Origin of the sequence: Sphingobium sp. DN12 (genome assembly GCF_051058005.1) — a bacterium.
Taxonomy (GTDB): domain Bacteria; phylum Pseudomonadota; class Alphaproteobacteria; order Sphingomonadales; family Sphingomonadaceae; genus Sphingobium; species Sphingobium yanoikuyae.
On sequence record NZ_CP173717.1, the window covers coordinates 2,414,003 to 2,432,593 of the forward strand.

Here is an 18,591-nt window from a genome sequence, read left to right on the forward strand (position 1 = left end):
TATCTGTTTACGCGGCGTCCGCCTGCCTGAAACGCCCTGAGTTCACGGAACAAGTGCAACAGCTGTTAGGATGTTGCCGCGATGGGAGAAGATTATGGCCAGCTCAGCCTTGAAGAGCGGATCGAGATTTACCGGCTGCATGCAGCCGGTAAATCTCGAAGAAGTATAGCGACGGGTCTGGGGCGTTCAGCGTCCACGATCAGTCGCGAACTGCGGCGCAACAGCGTCAGGACGAAGGCCTGGCCTGGCGGCTACGAGCCAGTGCGCGCCCATCATCTCGCCGAGCGCCGACGACGATGGGATTGCCGCTTTAAGCTGGAACGCCAACCAGACCTGCGCGACCGGGTGAGAGACGGCCTTGCGATGGGATGGTCTCCCAAACAGATCGCCGGCCGGTTGACGCTGGAAAATGGTCGCACCCTCATCAGTCCAGAGTCAATCTACCGCTTCATCTATCACCGCTCTGCACAGAAGGATTACTGGCATCGCCTGTTGCCGCGGGCCAAGCACAAGCGCGGCCGTCCTGGCCGTTTCGGTGGCAGCATGGTCGATATCATCAAGCATCGGCGCCCTTTGAGTGAGCGCCCTGCAGAGGTTCAGGACCGGCAAAGGCCAGGGCATTGGGAAGCCGACTTCATGCTCTTTGCCCAATGTGGCCAGTCCATCCTGGTCGCCCATGAGTGCAGTTCGCGGTTCACGATCATCCAGCGGCCCCGTGATCGAAAGGCCCAGACGACAGCGCAGCATCTTGCCTGCATGCTCATGGCCATGCCCCAAGCCATGCGCCGCACCATCACCTTCGACAATGGCCCAGAGTTCGCCCAGCATCACCAACTGGCTGACCGGATCGGCATCCAGACCTATTTTTGCGACGTCAGGTCACCCTGACAGAAAGGTGGCATCGAAAATGCCATCGGGCGACTGCGCCGCTTCCTGCCGCGCAAAACCAACCTCGACGCCATCGATCAGGCAAGCATTCTCGCTGCCGCCCACCAATATAACCATACGCCCAGGAAATGCCTCGACTTCAAAACGCCCGCCGAGGCATTCTCTCAATGTCAGTCACATGTTGCACTTCAAACGTGAGTCCACACCCCAGCCTTCGCTGGGGTGACCGGACAAGGATCAATCCGCTTACCAGCCATGACCGTCGCTCGCGGGATCAAATGGCGCCAGGCTTCCCGATAGTTGCCCGGCGCGGAGCGACCGGAAGCAGGCTTACACTTCCAGGAAGAAACAATCCCTTGCCGCCATGCACCCGGCACGATTGTCGCCCGGCAATCCACCATCGCTCAACCACTCGCTTCATCGCCAAAAACGCTCCGCTCACCTTAATGTCATCGACCTGCCGCATCGATGACCTAAGCGCCTTGATATGAAGTATCGTCTTGATTTGCCACGCAATCGCGCGGTTGCCGACACCGATCAGCGGTCGCTCTATGACGTCTGGGACACGGTCGAGCGCTATGATCGCCGCGCACCGGCGCCCACGCCCGACCATCTGCTCATGGATCAACCGGCCGCGCCGACGACACTTCCAATGGCAGCGGACGAGCCGGCCAGCTGACCGCGGCCGCCCGATCCACGGGCGATCGGCGCGGCCGTTCGCGCATTGTCGCGCGACCTTCTCGCCTTCCCCTCACGTCCCCGCCGCCGCGCGGCGCCGGCGTATCTCTGCCAGCACCCGCTCGACGCTGGCGATCGCTGCGGGGCTGCCCGGTCCGGTCGCATCGCCCCGCGCCGCCCGGCGCGCGGCGACCTGGGCGGCATGCAGCTTCAGCAATTGCAGCCCGAGCGACGGATTGGGCGCGCGCTTGACCTTGCGGGTCTTCACCGCGCCCTCGCCATCCTCGATGATTTCCTCGCTCTCGCAGCCATGCAGCGCCAGCCGGATCAGCATCGCCTCGATCTCGCCATAGCCTTGCTCGATCGCCGCATCCCAGTCGCGCGCGAACTCCGCGTCGCGCTGCTTCAGGCCATAGGCGGCCTGCCGGCTCTTCCCCACGGTCCGCGCCGCCTCGCTGACATTGCAGGTCTCGGCCAGCTCCGCCAGGAAGCGCGCGCGGTCCTTCTGCGCCCAGCCATCCCTGCGCACCTGTCGCAATTGCGTCCGCACCCCCTCGCCCGCCGCCTGCCGCTGCGCCACGCGCTCCGGCCGCCCGGCCGCTCCCTTTCGCGCCGCCATCGCCCCCTCCCCAGATTGTCCCGAACCATCGCGCCGCCGCGCGACCACGCGCCGCACGCCGCCATCGGCAAGCCCCGCGCGGCCTCGCCGCTCGACGGCTCCCCGCACACCGCCCCGACAGCCTCAGCCTCAGACCCGCGCGCTCGCCCAACGCAAAAGGGGCCGGCCCAACCGGACCAGCCCCTTTCGCCTCACCTGATAGCAATATCTGTCAGCGTCGCATCGCGGCGCCAGCTTCCCAAAAGCCCCGCGTCTTCAAGCACCAGCCCTCAAGGACCGACTGCCAATCCCGACCTGGAAGACCCAGCCCAAAGCCGCCCTCGAAAACCCCGCCTTCCACAGCCCAGCCGACCCATCGCGCCACCACCGACCGACGCCGGCGAGTCGCAATTATCGACTTTCCTCTTCTCTGCCCGATCAGCGTGACGATGTCAAGCAGAATGTTCCATATGGGTTATGCCGCCTTGCCCAGCATCCGCGCCTCCAGCGCCATCGCCGCGGCAAAGCTCGGCCGCGCCCGCAGCCCGTCGAGCCAGGCCTTCACCCTGGGCCAGCGGCCGTCCTTCAACCCGCTGCTGCAATAGCAGACATTGATCAGCGGACAGGCCACGGCAATGTCGGCCAGGGTGAAGCGATCCTCCACCAGCCAGCCGCTCTCGGGCAGAACCGCCTCCAGATAATCATAGATGCCCGGCATCTTCTCCGCCTCTGCCCGGTCGGCACGGGCCGGATCATGCGGCATGTCGAGCAGCTTGCCGACCACCCGGTTGAAGAAGATGTCGACGCCCACCGGCTGGGCGATGGTGTCGGCAAATTCCTCATACCATATCGTCCGCGCCCGCGCCTTGGGTTCGGTCGGGATCAGGTTCGGCTCGGGATGCAGCGCATCCATATAGGTTATGATCGCGGTCGAATCGCTGATCGCGAAATCGCCATCGACCAGGGCCGGGATCTTGCCAAAGGGCGACGCCCGCTCGAACTCTGCGCCGCCCTTGCCGAACCCGGCCGGCCGCACCTCGACCGCGATCCCCTTTTCCGCTGCAAAGACAATGACCTTGCGCACAAAGGGCGACGGCCGCGCACCATAGATGATCATGCACCCACTCCTGCTTTTCTGGTGGTGGAGCGCCGATCCTGCCAGACCAGTCGCATATTGCAACTGTCCACTCCTGCCCTGCCCGGCCCTGACCGCGCAATCCATTAGGTGTTCGACCGGAATTTCCACGCCCCCGCAAATCGGAAAGCCTTTGCAGGGGCAATCCGGGATGGGGGCGGTCATGGACAGACGCGCGTTTCTGGCGACGATGGCGGGCGCAGCGGGTGCAGCCGGCCTGGTCAGCTGCCATCAGGCCAGCGGCAAGCCGGCCGCCCTCATCCATCCGCGCCGCACCGCGCTCGCCGGGGAGGCCTGGGCCGATGCCGATGTCGTCGTCTATGGCGCCACCCCCGCCGGCGTCATCGCCGCGGTCAGCGCCGCCAATCTGGGCGCTTCGGCGGTGCTGATCGGCGGCTGGCGCGAAATCCAGCCCGGCGGCATGCTGGCCGGCGGACTCAGCTGGACCGACATACGCGATATCGATGCAGTCGGCGGCTATGCCCGCACCACCATGGCCACGCTGGCGGCGTCCGGCGGCATGCCGGGCAATCGCTACGCCTTCGACCCGGCCGTTGCCGCCCCCTATTTCCGCGACCTGCTCGATGCCGCCGGGGTGCCGGTCCTCTGGTCGGACGGGGTCGAGACCGTCGACCGGACCGATCGCGCCATCCGCGAGATCATCACCCGCTCGGGCGTTCGCGCCCATGGCCGCATCTTCATCGACGCCTCCTATGAGGGCGACCTGATGGCCCGCGCCGGCATCAGCACCAGGGTCGGGCGCGAAGCCGCCGACCGGGCCAATCCCTATAATGGCTATCGCGGGTCACGCTATGAGCTGCTGACCCGGACCGATCCGCCGCAAAAGGACAATATCCTGCCGATCGACCCTTTCGCCGACCAGCCGTCGGGCCGCCTGATCGCCGGGGTCGATGCCGCGCCGAACCGGCCGGTCGGCGCCGCCGACGATGGCGTGCAGGCCTATTGCTTCCGCCTGACCATGACCGATCGGCCCGAACTGCGGCTCGACCTGCCCGCCACCGCGCCCGATGGCTATCGCGAGGCCGACTATGAACTGCTGTTCCGCGATTTCGACCGGCGCCGGCGCGCTGGCCAGCTCTATGGCCGGGACTGGCATTTCGCCCGCGATCTGGTGAAGGCGGACGAGGTCGCGCCGGGCATCTACGACATCAACAATCGCGGCACCATGTCGCTCGACGCGGTCGGCCTCAACCGTGCCTATCCGGCGGCCGATTATGATGCGCGCGAACGCATATGGAAGGCGCATGAAAATTATATTCGCGGCTGGTTCCACGCCATGGCCCATGGCCGCGATCCCCGCATTCCCGCCGGGCTGCAACGCGATGTGCGCAACTGGGGCCTGGTGCGTGGCCGCCACACCGATTGCCATCCCGCCGACACGCCCGGCTGGTCGCCCCAGCTCTATGTGCGCGAGGCGCGGCGGCTGGACAATGGCCTTGCCTGGTCGGGCCGGGACGTGTCGGATATTGATGGCGTGCCCCCGCGCCTCCCCTCGATCGTCGCCATGGCCTCCTACTGGCAGGACAGCCACGCCGCCAGCCGCATCGCGGTCCGGGACGAACGGGGGCAATGGGGCATCGTCAACGAAGGCCATTTCATGCTGCCCGCCGGCGGCAAATATCAGCGCTCGCCGCTGCCCTTCGAACTGATGGTGCCGCATCGCGACCAGTGCACCAACCTCATGGTGCCCTTCTGCGTCGCGGCGACCCACCAGGCCTTCTCCACCATCCGCATGGAACCGACCTCGATGGCACTGGGCGAAGCGGCCGGCACCGCCGCCGCCCTGGCCGTGATCGACCGCGACCGGGTCGATATCCAGGATGTCGACACCTATCGGCTGCAACAGATGATCGTCGCCAATGGCGGCGTGATCCAGGGCGTGACCAACTGGGAATTGCTGCAGAGGAAGCTGAAGCACCGCCTCGACCGCCTGCGCGGCTGACGCCCCTCCGGCACAGGCGCCCCTCCGGCACAGGCCGCCCGTCAGCGCAACGATGATCCGAACGCGCCACGCACGACGCGGGCCACGATCACGGCGCCAAAATCACAGCGCCAAAATCACAGGGCCATATCCATGCCCAGCATCCGCGCCAGCATGAAGGTGAGGGACAGGAGGCCCACCAGCGCCAGCAGCAGGGCCAGACTGATCTTGCCGACCGCGCTCAGCACCGCCCCCTTCTGCGCCTTCCTGTCCTGTTCATAATGCCATCGGACGGCAAAGAACATGCCCGCCCCCAGCACGACGACCTTGAACAGGATGAAAACAACAGGAAACCAGTCCATGATCTTGAACACATCCGGGCCAACAAGAAACCATGTTCTTCAGGATCGCCGCGACGGCAATCGAACGTCCCCTCCTATGTCGGGAACAGGGGGATGACCATGGGACATTATGCCCGCCCCGGACAGGCTCCGGCCATGCACTGCCATCGGTTTATTCGATCACCGCTCAGAAAAGCTGCCCTCGCCGTCCCGTCATCCCGCACTTGATCCGGGATGACCCCCATGGAGATTGGCAGGTTTCGACCAGAATCTGACGTACCTAGTTCCTCCCCAAGCTTGCTTGGGGAGGTGGCAGCGCGAAGCGCTGACGGAGGGGAAATGGCGCAAGCGCAACGCTATTGCCCCTCCACCGCCTTCAGCGGTCCCCCTCCCCAAGCAAGCTTGGGGAGGATTTTCAGACAGTCCGCTTCCCACCCAAAGCTGCCGCCCCCCCAGTTCGCAGCCCCCTCGCCACGCCCTCTTCGCGAAGCAGCCGCAATGCCGGCCCCTCTGGCCGCGCCCCGGCTTTTCGCCTATTCTTCGCCATGGGCGCGCACGCGTGACGCCCCATGGCGGGAGGGTTCATGGCAGGGCATTGGGCATTCCCCTCATTCTCGCTGCGCTGCGGCCTGTCGCTCGCCCTGCTGGCCGCCATCCCGGCCCGGTCGCAGGACCATCCGCCCGCGCCGACCGCCGCCTCCCCCGCCGACGATGAGATCGTCGTCATCGCCCGCAAGATGCGCCGGGTGAAGATCGATTATGCCGCGTTCGGCACCGACCTGCGCCAATGCGTCATCACCCGTTCCAGCGGCGACGCCCGGATCGACCGGATCATGTGCGCGATACTCAGCGCCTGCGTGCGCGAAGGCGTCAGTGATCCGGCCGGTGGCAAGGCCTGCATCAATGCCAAGATCGCCAGTTTCGAGGATGAGGTCGTGCCGGTGCCTGCGCCCCCGCCCGCGCCGGCCGTCGTCGCCGCAATGGCCGGCCCGCCTCCAGCCGCCCCGTCCCCGACCTCGCCAGACCAACCGCCCGCCCCGCCAAAGGGGCCGCCGATCGTCGTCACCGGCCGCCCCAACCCGATCCTCGCGGGCCAATGGGCGTTCAGCCAGCACCAGACCGTGATCCGCGATTTCAGCACCCGCACCCTGCCGATCCGCACCTGGAACCTCTGCATCCCCGACGGCACGATCGACGCGACGATCGAAACCATGCTGGACGACAGTTTCGCCGGCCCCGCCACGTCCAGCTATTGCCGGCAATGGAAACTGGACGGCGACGGCGCCGCCATACACGGCAATCAGCGCTGCTGGCTCGGGCCGGGGGTGCGGATGCAGGGCAAGCTGGAAGGCGCAATCGGCCCGCGCAGTGTCGAGATAAAACGCAACATCCGCCTGTTCGAGGTCAACAGCGCGCCCGCCCGCGATCTGGGCAGCCCCATGGGTGGCGACGCAGAATTTCTCATGTCGATCACCGGCACCCGCGTCGGCGATTGCAGGCCCCGGCGCTGAGCGCGGCTCGGTGTCGAGCCGATAGCCATGTGGCTGGAGAAGGCATCGGATATCGAACAATTGGCCCGGATCGCCGGCAACAGTTCCGAATTGAAACCAAAATTGACAGACCCCTGCTGTCACCATAACCTCCTTTCGTCTAGCGAAGGAGTGCCCCGATGCGTTTCGCGTTTCTTCTACCGGTAATCGCTTCCGTACTCGCCGTCCCGGCGACAGCCCAGTCGCCCGATCAGGCCCGCTCTTACGAAGGGCTCCGTCCCAGCTGGGACAATCTCTACAACGTCGATTCGGGCGTCTATGGGGATTTTCGATCGCCGCAATATGGCCAGGTCCGCCATTTGATGCAGCAAGGCCTTTATGCCCAGGCCGACAAGGCGCTGGACAGGATCATGAGCGGATCGAACGATCTTGAGGCGCGCTTCCTGAAAGGGGTGACGGCGCTGGCGCTCAACAATCCCGAAGGCGCACGGCGCTATTTCGAACGGGCATTGCCCCATGGGCGCAGCGGCCATCCCGGCGCCATGTCGGGCCTGGCGCTGGCCGAAATCCGCCTCGGCAATCCCGATGCAGCGCGCGACCTGCTCCAGAAGCTGGAATATCAGAAGGGGAAATGCGCCGCCAACTGCGATCGGGCGCAGGCCATCGATCAGGCCATTGGTGTCGTGACCAAGGCGCTAGGCTGACCAGCAGGCCCGGCAACCATTCCCTGCCGGGCCAGTCGTGACTAGGGCGCCTCCATGGATGGCGAATTGGAATTTCCGCTGCCCTGCCGCGATTCGCTTGGGCCATCATAACGGGGAAACAGGCCACGGCCTTGCGCCACTGGCAAAGTCAAACCCATAACCAATCGATTATCTTATTTCGTCCATCTGTTCCCTAGCAGCCTTGGCTTCGGCGCAAAATTCCCCCGCCTCGCGACAGCGCCGCTCCATCTTCTCGACGGCCTCCTTCCATTGCTGCAGGACATAGGGGTCTCCCGCGATCGAGGGAGAGAATATCCGCCTGCCCGATGGCGCCGATGCAGCCCGCCCGACGACATGGCAGAAGGCGCCGCCTCCTGCCGATGCGCCGCGCGCTGCGACACCCCTAGGGCCGGTCGACATTCAGATGATGACGTGACGAAAATGGTGGTTTTCCGTGACCCTTGAAACGAGTCACGTGCCTCGTTTCAACGCAGCGTACTTAAAGTACGTGAGCACCGGAAGCGCGGAAGGCCGCCATTTGCAGGCCGTCAGGGCTGAATGTCGATTGGCCCTAGGCCCAGCAGGAAAAAGCCCGCCGCCCCCAGCACCAGCCCGCATCCGGTCAGCACGCGCCTGGTCTGGTTCATAATCGTTCTCCGCCGCTCGCCCTGCGCCCTATTTCACGAACCGCCTATTTCACGAACCGCTTGAAGAAGCTGTCGCTGTTCCAGCTCGGCCGCGTGTCCGCATTGGCGACCCGCAGCGTCACCGCGGTCACATAATCGTTCAGCTTCGCCGTCTCGGCCGGCATCACCGGCTGGTTCGCGTCGTCGAAGGGCGAATGATAGATGTTCGCGCGCCACGCCTTCTCCACCGTCGCTTCCGGCGTCCCGGCCTTGAAGCCATATTTGAAGAACAGCGCCGGTATCCCCTCGCGGATGAAGGCATATTGGTCGGACCGGATGAAGACGTTGCGGTCGGGGAAGGGATCAGGCGTGATCGGCAGGCCCATCGCCTCGCTCACCGCTGCCGCATCCTGACCCAGGCTGCTCTGGTCATAGCCGACCGGGGTCACGCTGGTCAGCTTGAAGATCGGCAGCGCCATGTCGAAATTGAGGTCGGCGACGATGCTCTTGCTCGGCACGGTCGGCCGCCGCGCGAAATAGCGCGATCCCAGCAGGCCCTTTTCCTCGCCGGTGACGATGGTGAACAGGATGGATCGTTTCGGCTTCACCTTGCCTGCCTTCAACGCCTTGGCGATCTCGATCAGGCTGGCGACGCCCGACGCATTGTCCAGCGCGCCATTATAGATGGCGTCGCCCTTGATCGGCGTGCCGACGCCATAGCCGTCCAGATGCGCCGACAGCACGACATAGTCCTTGGCCAGCTTGGGGTCGCTGCCCGGCATCACCGCCACCAGATTGGGCGAGGACAAGGCCACCCGTTTGGCCGCGACCGCGGCCTTGAGCCGCAGCGTCAGCGGGAAGCTGGCGACCGGCTTCGACGCATCGGCCGCCGCCGCGATCGCGGCGAAATCCTGGCCGGTGCCGGCGAACAGGTCGGCCGACCGAGCCGGATCGAACTGGGCATTGAGGAAGGGCGTCTGCGTGTCGCGCATCGCCACATCCTCATAATAGACCGCCGGCGCGCTCGCCAGCGCCTTGCGCCGGTCCCAGGGGATCTCGACCTGCCCCGGCGTCACCAGGCTGATCATGCCGACCGCCCCCTGCGCCGCCAGCCAGTGGCCCCGTTCCGATCGGGCATGGGATTTGAGCGCGCCGCTGATCTCCGCCGGCCCGCCCGAAACGACCACCACGATCTTGCCTTTCAGGTCCAGCCCGGCAAAATCGTCATGGCCCACTTCGGGCAGATGCAGGCCATAGCCGGCAAACACCATCGGCGCGTCGATCGCGCCGGGCACCGGGCCGCCGCTGCCGGAAAAGATGATGTCGCCCGGCACTGCCAGCGCCGTCTCGCCACGCGCGCCGACCAGGCTCGCCCTGCTCTCGCCCGACAGCACCGTCTGCTCGACGAAGGCAATCGGCTGCTTGTAGCCCTCGACCCCGGCGGGTTTCAGCCCCAATGCCTGAAACTGGCCGATCACATAGTCGGCCGCCTTGTCATAGCCCGGCGTGCCGGTGCCGCGCCCCTGCATGTCGTCCGCCGCCAATATCTGGACATGGCGCCACCATGTCGCGCCGCGCGCCGCCAGATCATCCTCAGCCGGCGCGGCGCTGGCCGCCGCTCCCATCATCGCGACCAGCGGCAGAGCGGAAAACAGCTTGCGCATCGGTGGAATACCCTTCTTTTATCCTGCAGATATCATGCCTTATCCTGCCCGACGAACAAGGGGGCTTGGAACCGCCACGGCAAGAGTGTATTGTAAAGATAATACAGCATGGAGATAATGATGCCGCGCCTGCCCCTGTCCCATCACCTGTCCCGTCACCTGACCCTCGCCACCCTGCTCGCCGTCGGTCTTGCCACCAGCGCCTGCTCGCGCGGCAACGATCATCAGTCCGGCGGCGGCAACGGCGAATCCCCGGCCGCCGCCAGCACCCCGCAGGACTGGGCAAAGCTCAGCCAGTTCAGCCGCATCGACGTGACCGGACCTGACAATGTCGTCGTCACCATCGGCCCCAAATTCTCGGTCACCGCCGATGGCGATCCCAAGTCCGTCGCCCTGCTCGACATCCGGGTGAAGGCCGACACGCTCCAGATCGGCCGCAAGTCCGAAGGCATGTGGAACAAGGTCGACGGCGGCAAGGGCGCAACGATCCATGTCACCCTGCCCGCGATCCGCGCGATCGACGTCACCGGCTCGGGCGACTTCACCCTCGACAAGGCGGAAGGGACCGAACTCGCCCTGTCGCTCACCGGTTCGGGTGACCTCGACATCGGCCAGGTGAAGCTTGGCAGCCTCAAGGCGGAAATCACCGGATCGGGCAGCATCACCCTCGCCGGCACCGCCGATCAGGGCGAATTGTCGATCACCGGCACCGGCGACATCGACGCCGCCGGGCTGAAGCTCGGCCGCGCCGAAGCCGATATCATGGGCACCGGCGACATGGACTTTGCCTCCGACGGTCCGGTCGCTATCAAGATCATGGGCACCGGCGACGTCAAGGTGAAGGGCAAGGCGCAATGCACGACGAACACTATGGGTCCGGGCGAGGCGCATTGCGGCCCCTGATGCTGGCAGCGGCGGCGGCACTGGTCGGGGCTTCCCCCGCCGGCGCCGCCACCCGCGGCTATACCATCACCAGCTTCGACCAGATCCGCGTCGACGCCCCGGTCACGGTCATCATCACCACCGGCACCGGCGTCTCGGCACGGGCGGAGGGGGACCAGCGCGCGCTCGACCGGCTGCGCGTCGATGTCTCGGGCCGGCTCGCCATCATCTCGATGGAGCGGCCCGAACCGGGCGAAAAGGGTCTTGGCCCCGCCACCATCCGCCTCTCCACCGGCGAAGTGAACCGCGTCGTCCTGACCGGCGGCGGCGCCGTCGCGGTCAGCGCGATGAAGGGGCTCACTGGCGAGATCGTTCAGGGCGGCAATGGCGATGTCAGCGTCGCCTCGCTCCAGCTCGACAATCTTCAGGTCACGCTCGCCGGCGGTGGCCGCACCACGCTCGCCGGCACCGCCGGCGTCGCCAATCTGCGCATCAGCGGCCCCGGCGCGATCGTCGCCGACCATCTGGTCGCGCGCCAGGCCGCGATCCTCAACGACGGCTCGGGCAATGTCGCCCTCACCGCCAACGGCCCGGTCAGCATCCGCTCGACCGGATCGGGCGATGTCAGCGTCGCCGGCCGGCCGATCTGCACCGTCGAAAATCAAGGCACCGGCCGCATCCAGTGCGGCACCGAGGGCTTCTGACCGGCGCGGCGGCGGATCAACCTGCCGGAACATTGCCATGCTTATGGAAGTCTTTACCCTGCCCGCGCTAGTCAGGGCGACCTGACCCCAACCGGACCGTCCTCCATGCGCCCAGCCCTTGCCCTGCCCGTCCTTGCCGCCCTGTTGCTGGCCCAGCCGGCCGCGGCCCAGGTGGCGGCGCCCGACAGCGGCGACACCGGCTGGATGATCGCCTGCGCCCTGTTGCTGCTGCTCGCCGCGCTGCCGGGCCTGATGCTGCGTCATGCAGGGCTCGCCAATGTCCGCCACGGGCTTGCCGCCATGGCCCAGACGCTGGTCGCTGGCGCGACGATCCTGCTCGGCTGGGGCCTTGCCGGCTACAGCCTTGCCTATGCGCCGGGCAGCGAATGGCTGGGCGGCGGCAGCAATCTGCTGCTCGCCAATCTCGCCCCGCTGCGCGACGGCCTGACCGTGCCCGAATCCGCCTTCGTCCTGTTCCAGATGGGCTTTGCCGTGCTGGCCGGCGCCATCGCCGTCGGCGCGATCGCCGGCCGCGCCCGTCTTGGCTGGGTCGCCGCCTTCGCGCCGCTCTGGCTGCTGCTGGTCTTCGCCCCGATCGTCCACTGGATGTGGGGCGGCGGCTGGCTGGCGCAGCTTGGCGCGATGGACTTTGCCGGCGGCCTGGTCGTCCATGCCCTCGCCGGCTTCTCCGCCCTTGCCCTGGCCCTCGTCGCCGGGCGCCCCCGCGATGCCCAGGGTGGCGGCCATGCCCATATCCTCGCCATCGCCGGCGGTGCGCTCTTCTGGGTCGGCTATGCCGGTGCGGTCGGCGGCTGGGCGCTGGGCGCCACCGACGATGCCGCCACCGCCATCCTCAACCTCTTCTTCGCCGCCTGCGCCGCCAGCCTCGGCTGGGCACTGGTCGACCGGCTGCTCGGCGCCCATGCCAGCGCCACCGGCCTGCTGTCCGGCGCCATTGCCGGCCTCGCCGCCATTTCCGCCTCGGCCGCCCTGGTCGGCACCGGCGGGGCGATGCTGATCGGCCTTGCCGCCGCGATCATCGCCCGCATCGGCGCCGGTTTCGTCAGCGCCTGGATCGACGATCCCGCCCATATCTTCGCCGTCCATGGCCTGGGCGGCGCGACGGGCGCGCTGCTGCTGCCTTTGTTCGTGCTGCCGCTGCTCGGCGGGGTCGGGTTCGACGCCGGCATCACCGCCACCGCCAGCCTGCTCGCCCAGGCGATCGGCCTGGTCGTGATTGCGCTGTGGGCGCTGGTCGGCACCGCCATCGCCGCGCTGATCGTCTCGATCCTGGTCCCGCTGCGCGCCACGCCCCAGGCCGAAGCCGATGGCCCGGACGCCGTCGAGCATGGCCAGCAGGGCTGGGACTTCCGCTGATCCCGCCATGGCCGTCGCCGTCGCCATCTTCGCCCATCAGGAGGAACGCCGGATCGCCGGCTGCCTCGGCTCGCTGCCGCTCGACCGCCCGGACACGATCTTCCATGTGCTGGTGAACGGCACCACCGACCGCACCGTGGCGCGTGCCCGCGCCGCCGCCGCCGGCCGCGCCCATGTGATCGTCCATGACATCGCCGCCGGCGGCAAGTCGCGCACCTGGAACCATTTCGTCCATCACCTGCTCACCGGCACGGAGGATGCCGTCATCTTCCTCGACGGCGATGCCCAGATCGCGCCCGGATCGATCGACGCGCTGGTGGCAGACCTTGCCGCCCATCCCCAGGCCAACGCCGCCGCCGGCATGCCGGTCAACGGCCGCGAAGTGGAAACCTATCGCCGCAACCTGCGGATCGAGCGCGGCATCTTCGGCGATCTCTATGCCCTGTCCGGCCGCTTCGTCGCCGCCATCCGCGCGAGCGGCCTGCGCCTGCCCGACGATCTGGTCGGCGATGACGGGCTGGTCGCCTCCTGGGCGCATACCGATCTGGCAAGCGATGCCGACTGGCAGCTGGAGCGGGTATTGGCGTGCGAGGGTGCGGGCTTCGCCTGCGAACCGGTCGGCCTCACCCGGCCGCTGACCTGGCGGATGCATTACAAACGGCTGATCAACTATTCGGTCCGCTATTATCAGAACCGCATCGTCTCCGACATCATGAGCCAGGTCGGCCCCGCCGGCCTGCCGCGCGAACTGGTCAGCCTCTATCCCGACTGGCTGCCGCGCTGGCGCCCCCGCCCCGGCCCGATCGGCTGGTTCGACCGCAAGGGCCTCGCCCGGATGAAGGCACGGGTCGCCGCCACAAAAAAAGCGTGACCGGCCGGGCCGATCACGCTTTCCGTTTTACCAAGGCCGTCGGCCGGGATCAGCGATCCCGCGCCGCCAGTTCCTTGTTGACGTAGAGCGCCACCATCGTCGCAATCGCGCCCGACAGCAGGTAGATGCCCGACGCGGCCAGGCCGAACTTCACCGACAGCAGCAGCGCCAGCAGCGGCGCGAAGCCGGCACCGACCAGCCAGGCCAGATCCGACGTCAGCGCCGAACTGGTATAGCGCGCCTCGGTCGCAAAGTTGGAGGCGACCACGCCCGACGACTGGCCGAACGCCAGACCCAGCAGCATGAAGCCCAGGATCATGAAGGCAACCTCGCCCAGATCCCCGCCATTGAGCAGCAGCGGCGCCACCACCGCGAAGATCGCGATGCCCAGAGCCGACCAGCCGAGCAGCGAGCGACGACCAATCTGGTCGGCGATGAAGCCCGACACCACGATCGCCAGCAGGCCGACCGACGCGCCGATCATCTCGATCACCAGGAAGCGATCGATCGGCTGATCGGTGAACAGCACCACCCAGCTCAGCGGGAACACCGTGACCATGTGGAACAGGGCAAAGCTCGCCAGCGGCGCGAACGCACCGATGATGATGTTGCGCCCTTCCGCCTTGACCGTCGGCAGCACCTGCGACGGCACCAGATCCTTCTGCTCGAACAAACGCTCGAATTCATGCGTCACCACGATGCGCAGCCGGGCGAACAGCGCCACGACGTTGATCGCGAAGGCGACGAAGAAGGGATAGCGCCAGCCCCAGTCGAGGAAGTCCGCTTCCGACAGCGTCAGCAGGAAGAAGGCGAACAGACCGCTCGCCACCAGCAGCGCCAGCGGCGCGCCGAGCTGCGGCACCATCGCATACCAGCCACGCTGGTGCGGCGGCGCGTTGAGCGACAGCAGCGACGCCAGGCCATCCCATGTCCCGCCCAGCGCAATGCCCTGCGCCGCGCGCAGGATCACCAGAACGACAGCGGCATAGTGGCCAATCGTCGCATAACCGGGCATAAAGGCGATCGCCGCGGTCGACCCGCCCAGCAGGAACAGGGCCGCCGTCAATTTGGTCCCGCGGCCATAGCGCCGGTCGATCGCCATGAAGATCAGCGACCCGATCGGACGCGTGATGAAGGCGACGGCGAAGATCGCGAAGGAATAGAGCGTGCCCGTCAGGGCATCGACATAGGGAAAGACCAGGTTCGGAAAAACGATAACCGAAGCAATGGCGTAAACGAAGAAGTCGAAAAATTCGGAGGTGCGGCCAATGATCACACCAATGGAGATGTCTCCCGGTGCAATGCTGTGGTCGCGTGCATTGATTTTGCGCGCATCATCCTCAAGCGAACTGGAGGTGAAGGCAATGGCCTGTGAAGTCATAGGCATCCGCTCCCTGGCTGGGCCGACGGTGCCTGTTTTGGGTCTCCCGACGGCCAGAGAATGGCAACATAACAGAAAACCCACAGAGTCTAAGCAGTATCCCACATGTGAAACATTTTTTGCGTCCGCACATAATTGGACAAATTGCCCACTATCGCATGGCGTGCGGAATCGGTAACCGCGCGCCATGTCACACCCTCTCTCACCCAACTGGAGCCGGCTTCTGCGCTGGTCCTCCGCGATCCTTGCGGCGCCGCTGGCGGGCTGCAACTGGGTCGTGATGAACCCGTCGGGCGACATTGCGGTGCAGCAGCGCGATCTGATCCTGATCTCGACCGCGCTGATGCTCCTCATTGTCATCCCCGTCATGGCACTGGTCGTCTATTTCGCCTGGCGTTACCGCGCCGCGAACAAGGCGGTCGAAAAGGAATATGACCCCGACTGGGATCATTCCACCAAGCTGGAGCTGCTGATCTGGTCGGCCCCGCTCCTCATCATCATCTGCCTGGGCGCGCTGACCTGGGTGAGCACCCACAAGCTGGACCCCTATCGTCCGCTCGACCGCATCGACGCGCAGACCGCGATCGACCCCAAGGTCAAGCCGCTGGTCGTCCAGGTCGTGGCGCTCGACTGGAAATGGCTCTTCATCTATCCTGAACAGGGTATCGCCACCGTCAATGAAATGGCGCTGCCGACCAATGTTCCGGTCCGTTTCGACATCACTGCCTCGACCGTGATGAACAGCTTCTACATCCCTGAACTCGCCGGCCAGATCTACGCGATGCCCGGCATGAAGACGCAGCTGCACGCCGTCGCCAACAAGCCGGTCACCGGCACCGGCTTCTCCGCCAACTATTCGGGCGCGGGCTTCACCCACATGCGCTTCGGCTACAAGGCGCTGGACCAGGCCGGCTTCGACGCCTGGGTCGCCAAGGTGAAGGCCAGCAATGCGTCGCTCGACCGCAATGTCTATCTGAACCTGGCCAAGCCCAGCGAAAAGGCGCCCGTCGCCTATTTCTCGACCGCCGATGCCAAGCTGTTCGACGCGGTCGTCAATCTCTGCCCCAAGCCCGGCCAGCGTTGCATGGGCGAGTTGATGCACATCAACCAGATGGGCGGCGCGGGCAAGGAGTCGGCCAAGGAGACCGAAGGCCTCCAGTACGACTTCCCCAACAGCCATGTGATCGACCAGACCGATCGCAACGAGGGCAAGGAAACCGCCCCCGATGCGCCCGGTGCCGAAAAGGCCTCGGCCGATCACTCCTCTCACAGCGGCGCTGACGCGCACGCGCAGCATCGGTAAGAGACATGACCGGTACACTCACAACAGCACAGATGATCTTCGGTCGTCTGACATGGGACGCGTTCCCATGGCATGAACCCATCGTCGTCGCGACATTCTGCGCGGTGGTGCTGGGCGGCGCGGCCGTCGTTGCGGCGCTGACCTATTTCAAGCTCTGGGGCTATCTCTGGAAGGAATGGTTCACCAGCGTGGACCACAAGAAGATCGGCATCATGTACATGGTGCTCGGCCTCATCATGTTCCTGCGCGGCTTTGCCGACGCCGTCATGATGCGCCTCCAGCAGGCGCTCGCCTTCAACGGGTCCGAGGGCTACCTCAACGCCCATCACTATGACCAGGTGTTCACGGCCCACGGCGTGATCATGATCTTCTTCGTGGCGATGCCGTTCATCACCGGTTTGATGAACTATATCGTCCCGCTGCAGATCGGCGCCCGCGACGTCAGCTTCCCCTTCCTGAACAATTTCTCGTTCTGGATGACCACGGGCGGCGCGGTGCTGGTGATGGCCTCGCTGTTCCTGGGCGAATTCGCCCAGACCGGCTGGCTCGCCTATCCGCCGCTTTCGGGGATCGACTACAGCCCGGCCACGGGTGTCGACTATTATATCTGGGCCCTGCAGGTGGCAGGCGTCGGCACGACCTTGTCGGGCATCAACCTGATCGCGACCATCGTGAAGATGCGCGCGCCGGGCATGTCCCTCATGAAGATGCCGGTGTTCACCTGGACCTCGCTCTGCGCGAACATCCTGATCGTCGCTTCCTTCCCGATCCTGACCGCCACTTTGGTCCTGCTGTCGCTCGACCGCTATGCCGGCACCAACTTCTTCACGAACGACTTCGGCGGCAACCCGATGATGTACGTGAACCTGATCTGGATCTGGGGTCACCCGGAAGTCTACATCCTCATCCTGCCGCTGTTCGGCGTCTTCTCGGAAGTCACCTCGACCTTCTCGGGCAAGCGCCTGTTCGGCTACACCTCGATGGTCTACGCGACCTGCTGCATCATGGTGCTCTCCTACCTCGTGTGGCTGCACCACTTCTTCACCATGGGCTCGGGCGCCAGCGTCAACAGCTTCTTCGGCATCACGACGATGATCATCTCGATCCCGACGGGTGCGAAGCTCTTCAACTGGCTCTTCACCATGTATCGCGGCAAGATCCGTTTCGAGCTGCCGATGATGTGGACCGTCGCCTTCATGCTGACCTTCACGGTCGGCGGCATGACCGGCGTCCTGCTCGCCGTTCCGCCGGCGGACTTCGTGCTGCACAACTCGCTGTTCCTGATCGCGCACTTCCATAACGTGATCATCGGCGGCGTGCTGTTCGGCCTGTTCGCGGCGATCAACTACTGGTGGCCCAAGGCCTTCGGCTTCAAGCTGAACGTGTTCTGGGGCAAGGTCAGCTTCTGGTGCTGGCAGGTCGGCTTCTGGCTCGCCTTCACCCCGCTGTACATCATGGGCCTGATGGGCGTGACCCGCCGCATGCGCGTGTTCGACGATCCGTCGCTGCAGATCTACTTCGTCATCGCCGCGATCGGCGCCGCCATCGTCGCGGCCGGCATCGGCGCGATGCTGCTTCAGTTCGCCATCTCCATCTGGAAGCGCGACGAACTGAAGGTCGAAGGCGATCCGTGGGATGGCCGTACCCTGGAGTGGGCGACCAGCTCGCCGCCGCCGGAGTATAATTTCGCCTTCACGCCGGTCGTCTATGACGCCGACAGCTGGGCGGACATGAAGAAGAATGGCTATCAGCGTCCGCTGACCGGCTATCAGGCGATCCACATGCCCAGCAGCACCGGCGCCGGCGTCATCCTTGCCGCCCTGTCGACGCTCTGCGGCTTCGCGCTGATCTGGTACATCTGGTGGCTCGCGGGCCTCAGCTTCATCGGCATCGTCGCGGTCGCCATCGGCCACACCTTCAACTACAAGCGCGACTTCTACATCCCTGTCGAGGATGTGACGCGCACCGAGGAAGAGCGCACGCGAATCCTCGCCGCTGGAGTCTGAC

The 18,591-nt window shown here is 65.7% G+C and carries 15 protein-coding genes and 1 pseudogene; 11 read left to right on the plus strand and 5 right to left on the minus strand.

Annotation, left to right across the window (positions count from 1 at the left end; translation table 11 throughout):
* The first annotated feature begins 81 nt into the window (after nucleotides 1-81).
* Nucleotides 82-1,086, plus strand: a pseudogene (locus ACI6S0_RS11415) (IS30 family transposase).
* Nucleotides 1,087-1,375: 289 nt separating this feature from the next.
* Nucleotides 1,376-1,567: a hypothetical protein gene (locus ACI6S0_RS11420; protein WP_434405869.1), complete on the plus strand. Its 192-nt coding sequence runs from the start codon at nucleotides 1,376-1,378 to the stop codon at nucleotides 1,565-1,567.
* Nucleotides 1,568-1,639: 72 nt separating this feature from the next.
* Here the strand turns inward: ACI6S0_RS11420 and ACI6S0_RS11425 are convergent, their stop codons facing one another.
* Nucleotides 1,640-2,185, minus strand: a complete 546-nt coding sequence (locus ACI6S0_RS11425; RefSeq protein WP_434405870.1) for a hypothetical protein — start codon at nucleotides 2,183-2,185, stop codon at nucleotides 1,640-1,642.
* A gap of 454 nt (nucleotides 2,186-2,639) precedes the next feature.
* A complete protein-coding gene (locus ACI6S0_RS11430; protein WP_434405871.1) occupies nucleotides 2,640-3,281 on the minus strand; it encodes a glutathione S-transferase family protein in 642 nt (213 codons plus the stop codon).
* Nucleotides 3,282-3,462: 181 nt separating this feature from the next.
* Here ACI6S0_RS11430 and ACI6S0_RS11435 point away from each other — a divergent pair, with 181 nt between their 5' ends.
* On the plus strand, nucleotides 3,463-5,262 hold the full coding sequence (locus ACI6S0_RS11435; protein WP_254792240.1) for an FAD-dependent oxidoreductase: 1,800 nt from the start codon (nucleotides 3,463-3,465) through the stop codon (nucleotides 5,260-5,262).
* Nucleotides 5,263-5,378: 116 nt separating this feature from the next.
* On the opposite strand, the gene ACI6S0_RS11440 is transcribed toward ACI6S0_RS11435, so the two are convergent.
* Nucleotides 5,379-5,603, minus strand: coding sequence for a hypothetical protein (locus tag ACI6S0_RS11440; RefSeq protein WP_004207829.1), 225 nt, complete (start codon nucleotides 5,601-5,603; stop codon nucleotides 5,379-5,381).
* 563 nt (nucleotides 5,604-6,166) lie between these two features.
* Between ACI6S0_RS11440 and ACI6S0_RS11445 the strand changes: the two genes are divergently transcribed.
* Complete coding sequence (locus ACI6S0_RS11445) at nucleotides 6,167-7,093, plus strand: hypothetical protein (RefSeq protein WP_434405872.1); 927 nt, start codon at nucleotides 6,167-6,169, stop codon at nucleotides 7,091-7,093.
* A 158-nt stretch (nucleotides 7,094-7,251) separates the two neighbouring features.
* On the plus strand, nucleotides 7,252-7,776 hold the full coding sequence (locus tag ACI6S0_RS11450) for a tetratricopeptide repeat protein (RefSeq protein WP_434405873.1): 525 nt from the start codon (nucleotides 7,252-7,254) through the stop codon (nucleotides 7,774-7,776).
* Between the two features lie 691 nt (nucleotides 7,777-8,467).
* Here the strand turns inward: ACI6S0_RS11450 and ACI6S0_RS11455 are convergent.
* The gene (locus ACI6S0_RS11455; RefSeq protein ID WP_434405874.1) at nucleotides 8,468-10,066 is read right to left on the minus strand and encodes a M28 family metallopeptidase; all 1,599 of its coding nucleotides are present in this window, start codon (nucleotides 10,064-10,066) and stop codon (nucleotides 8,468-8,470) included.
* Nucleotides 10,067-10,174: 108 nt separating this feature from the next.
* On the opposite strand from ACI6S0_RS11455, the gene ACI6S0_RS11460 reads away from it, so the two are divergent.
* From ACI6S0_RS11460 to ACI6S0_RS11475, 4 genes are all read left to right on the plus strand, one after another.
* Nucleotides 10,175-10,969 (plus strand): head GIN domain-containing protein, encoded by a 795-nt coding sequence (locus ACI6S0_RS11460; protein WP_434405875.1) that lies wholly within the window; start codon nucleotides 10,175-10,177, stop codon nucleotides 10,967-10,969.
* On the plus strand, nucleotides 10,921-11,652 hold the full coding sequence (locus tag ACI6S0_RS11465; protein WP_434405876.1) for a GIN domain-containing protein: 732 nt from the start codon (nucleotides 10,921-10,923) through the stop codon (nucleotides 11,650-11,652). The genes ACI6S0_RS11460 and ACI6S0_RS11465 overlap by 49 nt, the downstream gene beginning before the upstream one ends.
* A 105-nt stretch (nucleotides 11,653-11,757) precedes the next feature.
* Nucleotides 11,758-13,029 (plus strand): ammonium transporter, encoded by a 1,272-nt coding sequence (locus ACI6S0_RS11470; RefSeq protein WP_434405877.1) that lies wholly within the window; start codon nucleotides 11,758-11,760, stop codon nucleotides 13,027-13,029.
* A gap of 7 nt (nucleotides 13,030-13,036) precedes the next feature.
* On the plus strand, nucleotides 13,037-13,900 hold the full coding sequence (locus ACI6S0_RS11475; RefSeq protein WP_434405878.1) for a glycosyltransferase: 864 nt from the start codon (nucleotides 13,037-13,039) through the stop codon (nucleotides 13,898-13,900).
* Nucleotides 13,901-13,949: 49 nt separating this feature from the next.
* Here the strand turns inward: ACI6S0_RS11475 and ACI6S0_RS11480 are convergent, their stop codons facing one another.
* Nucleotides 13,950-15,281: an MFS transporter gene (locus ACI6S0_RS11480; protein WP_004207839.1), complete on the minus strand. Its 1,332-nt coding sequence runs from the start codon at nucleotides 15,279-15,281 to the stop codon at nucleotides 13,950-13,952.
* Nucleotides 15,282-15,468: 187 nt separating this feature from the next.
* Here ACI6S0_RS11480 and cyoA point away from each other — a divergent pair, with 187 nt between their 5' ends.
* Nucleotides 15,469-16,584, plus strand: coding sequence for a ubiquinol oxidase subunit II (gene cyoA, locus ACI6S0_RS11485; protein WP_434405879.1), 1,116 nt, complete (start codon nucleotides 15,469-15,471; stop codon nucleotides 16,582-16,584).
* A 5-nt stretch (nucleotides 16,585-16,589) separates the two neighbouring features.
* Complete coding sequence (gene cyoB, locus ACI6S0_RS11490) at nucleotides 16,590-18,590, plus strand: cytochrome o ubiquinol oxidase subunit I (protein WP_004207841.1); 2,001 nt, start codon at nucleotides 16,590-16,592, stop codon at nucleotides 18,588-18,590.
* Nucleotide 18,591 lies beyond the last annotated feature (1 nt).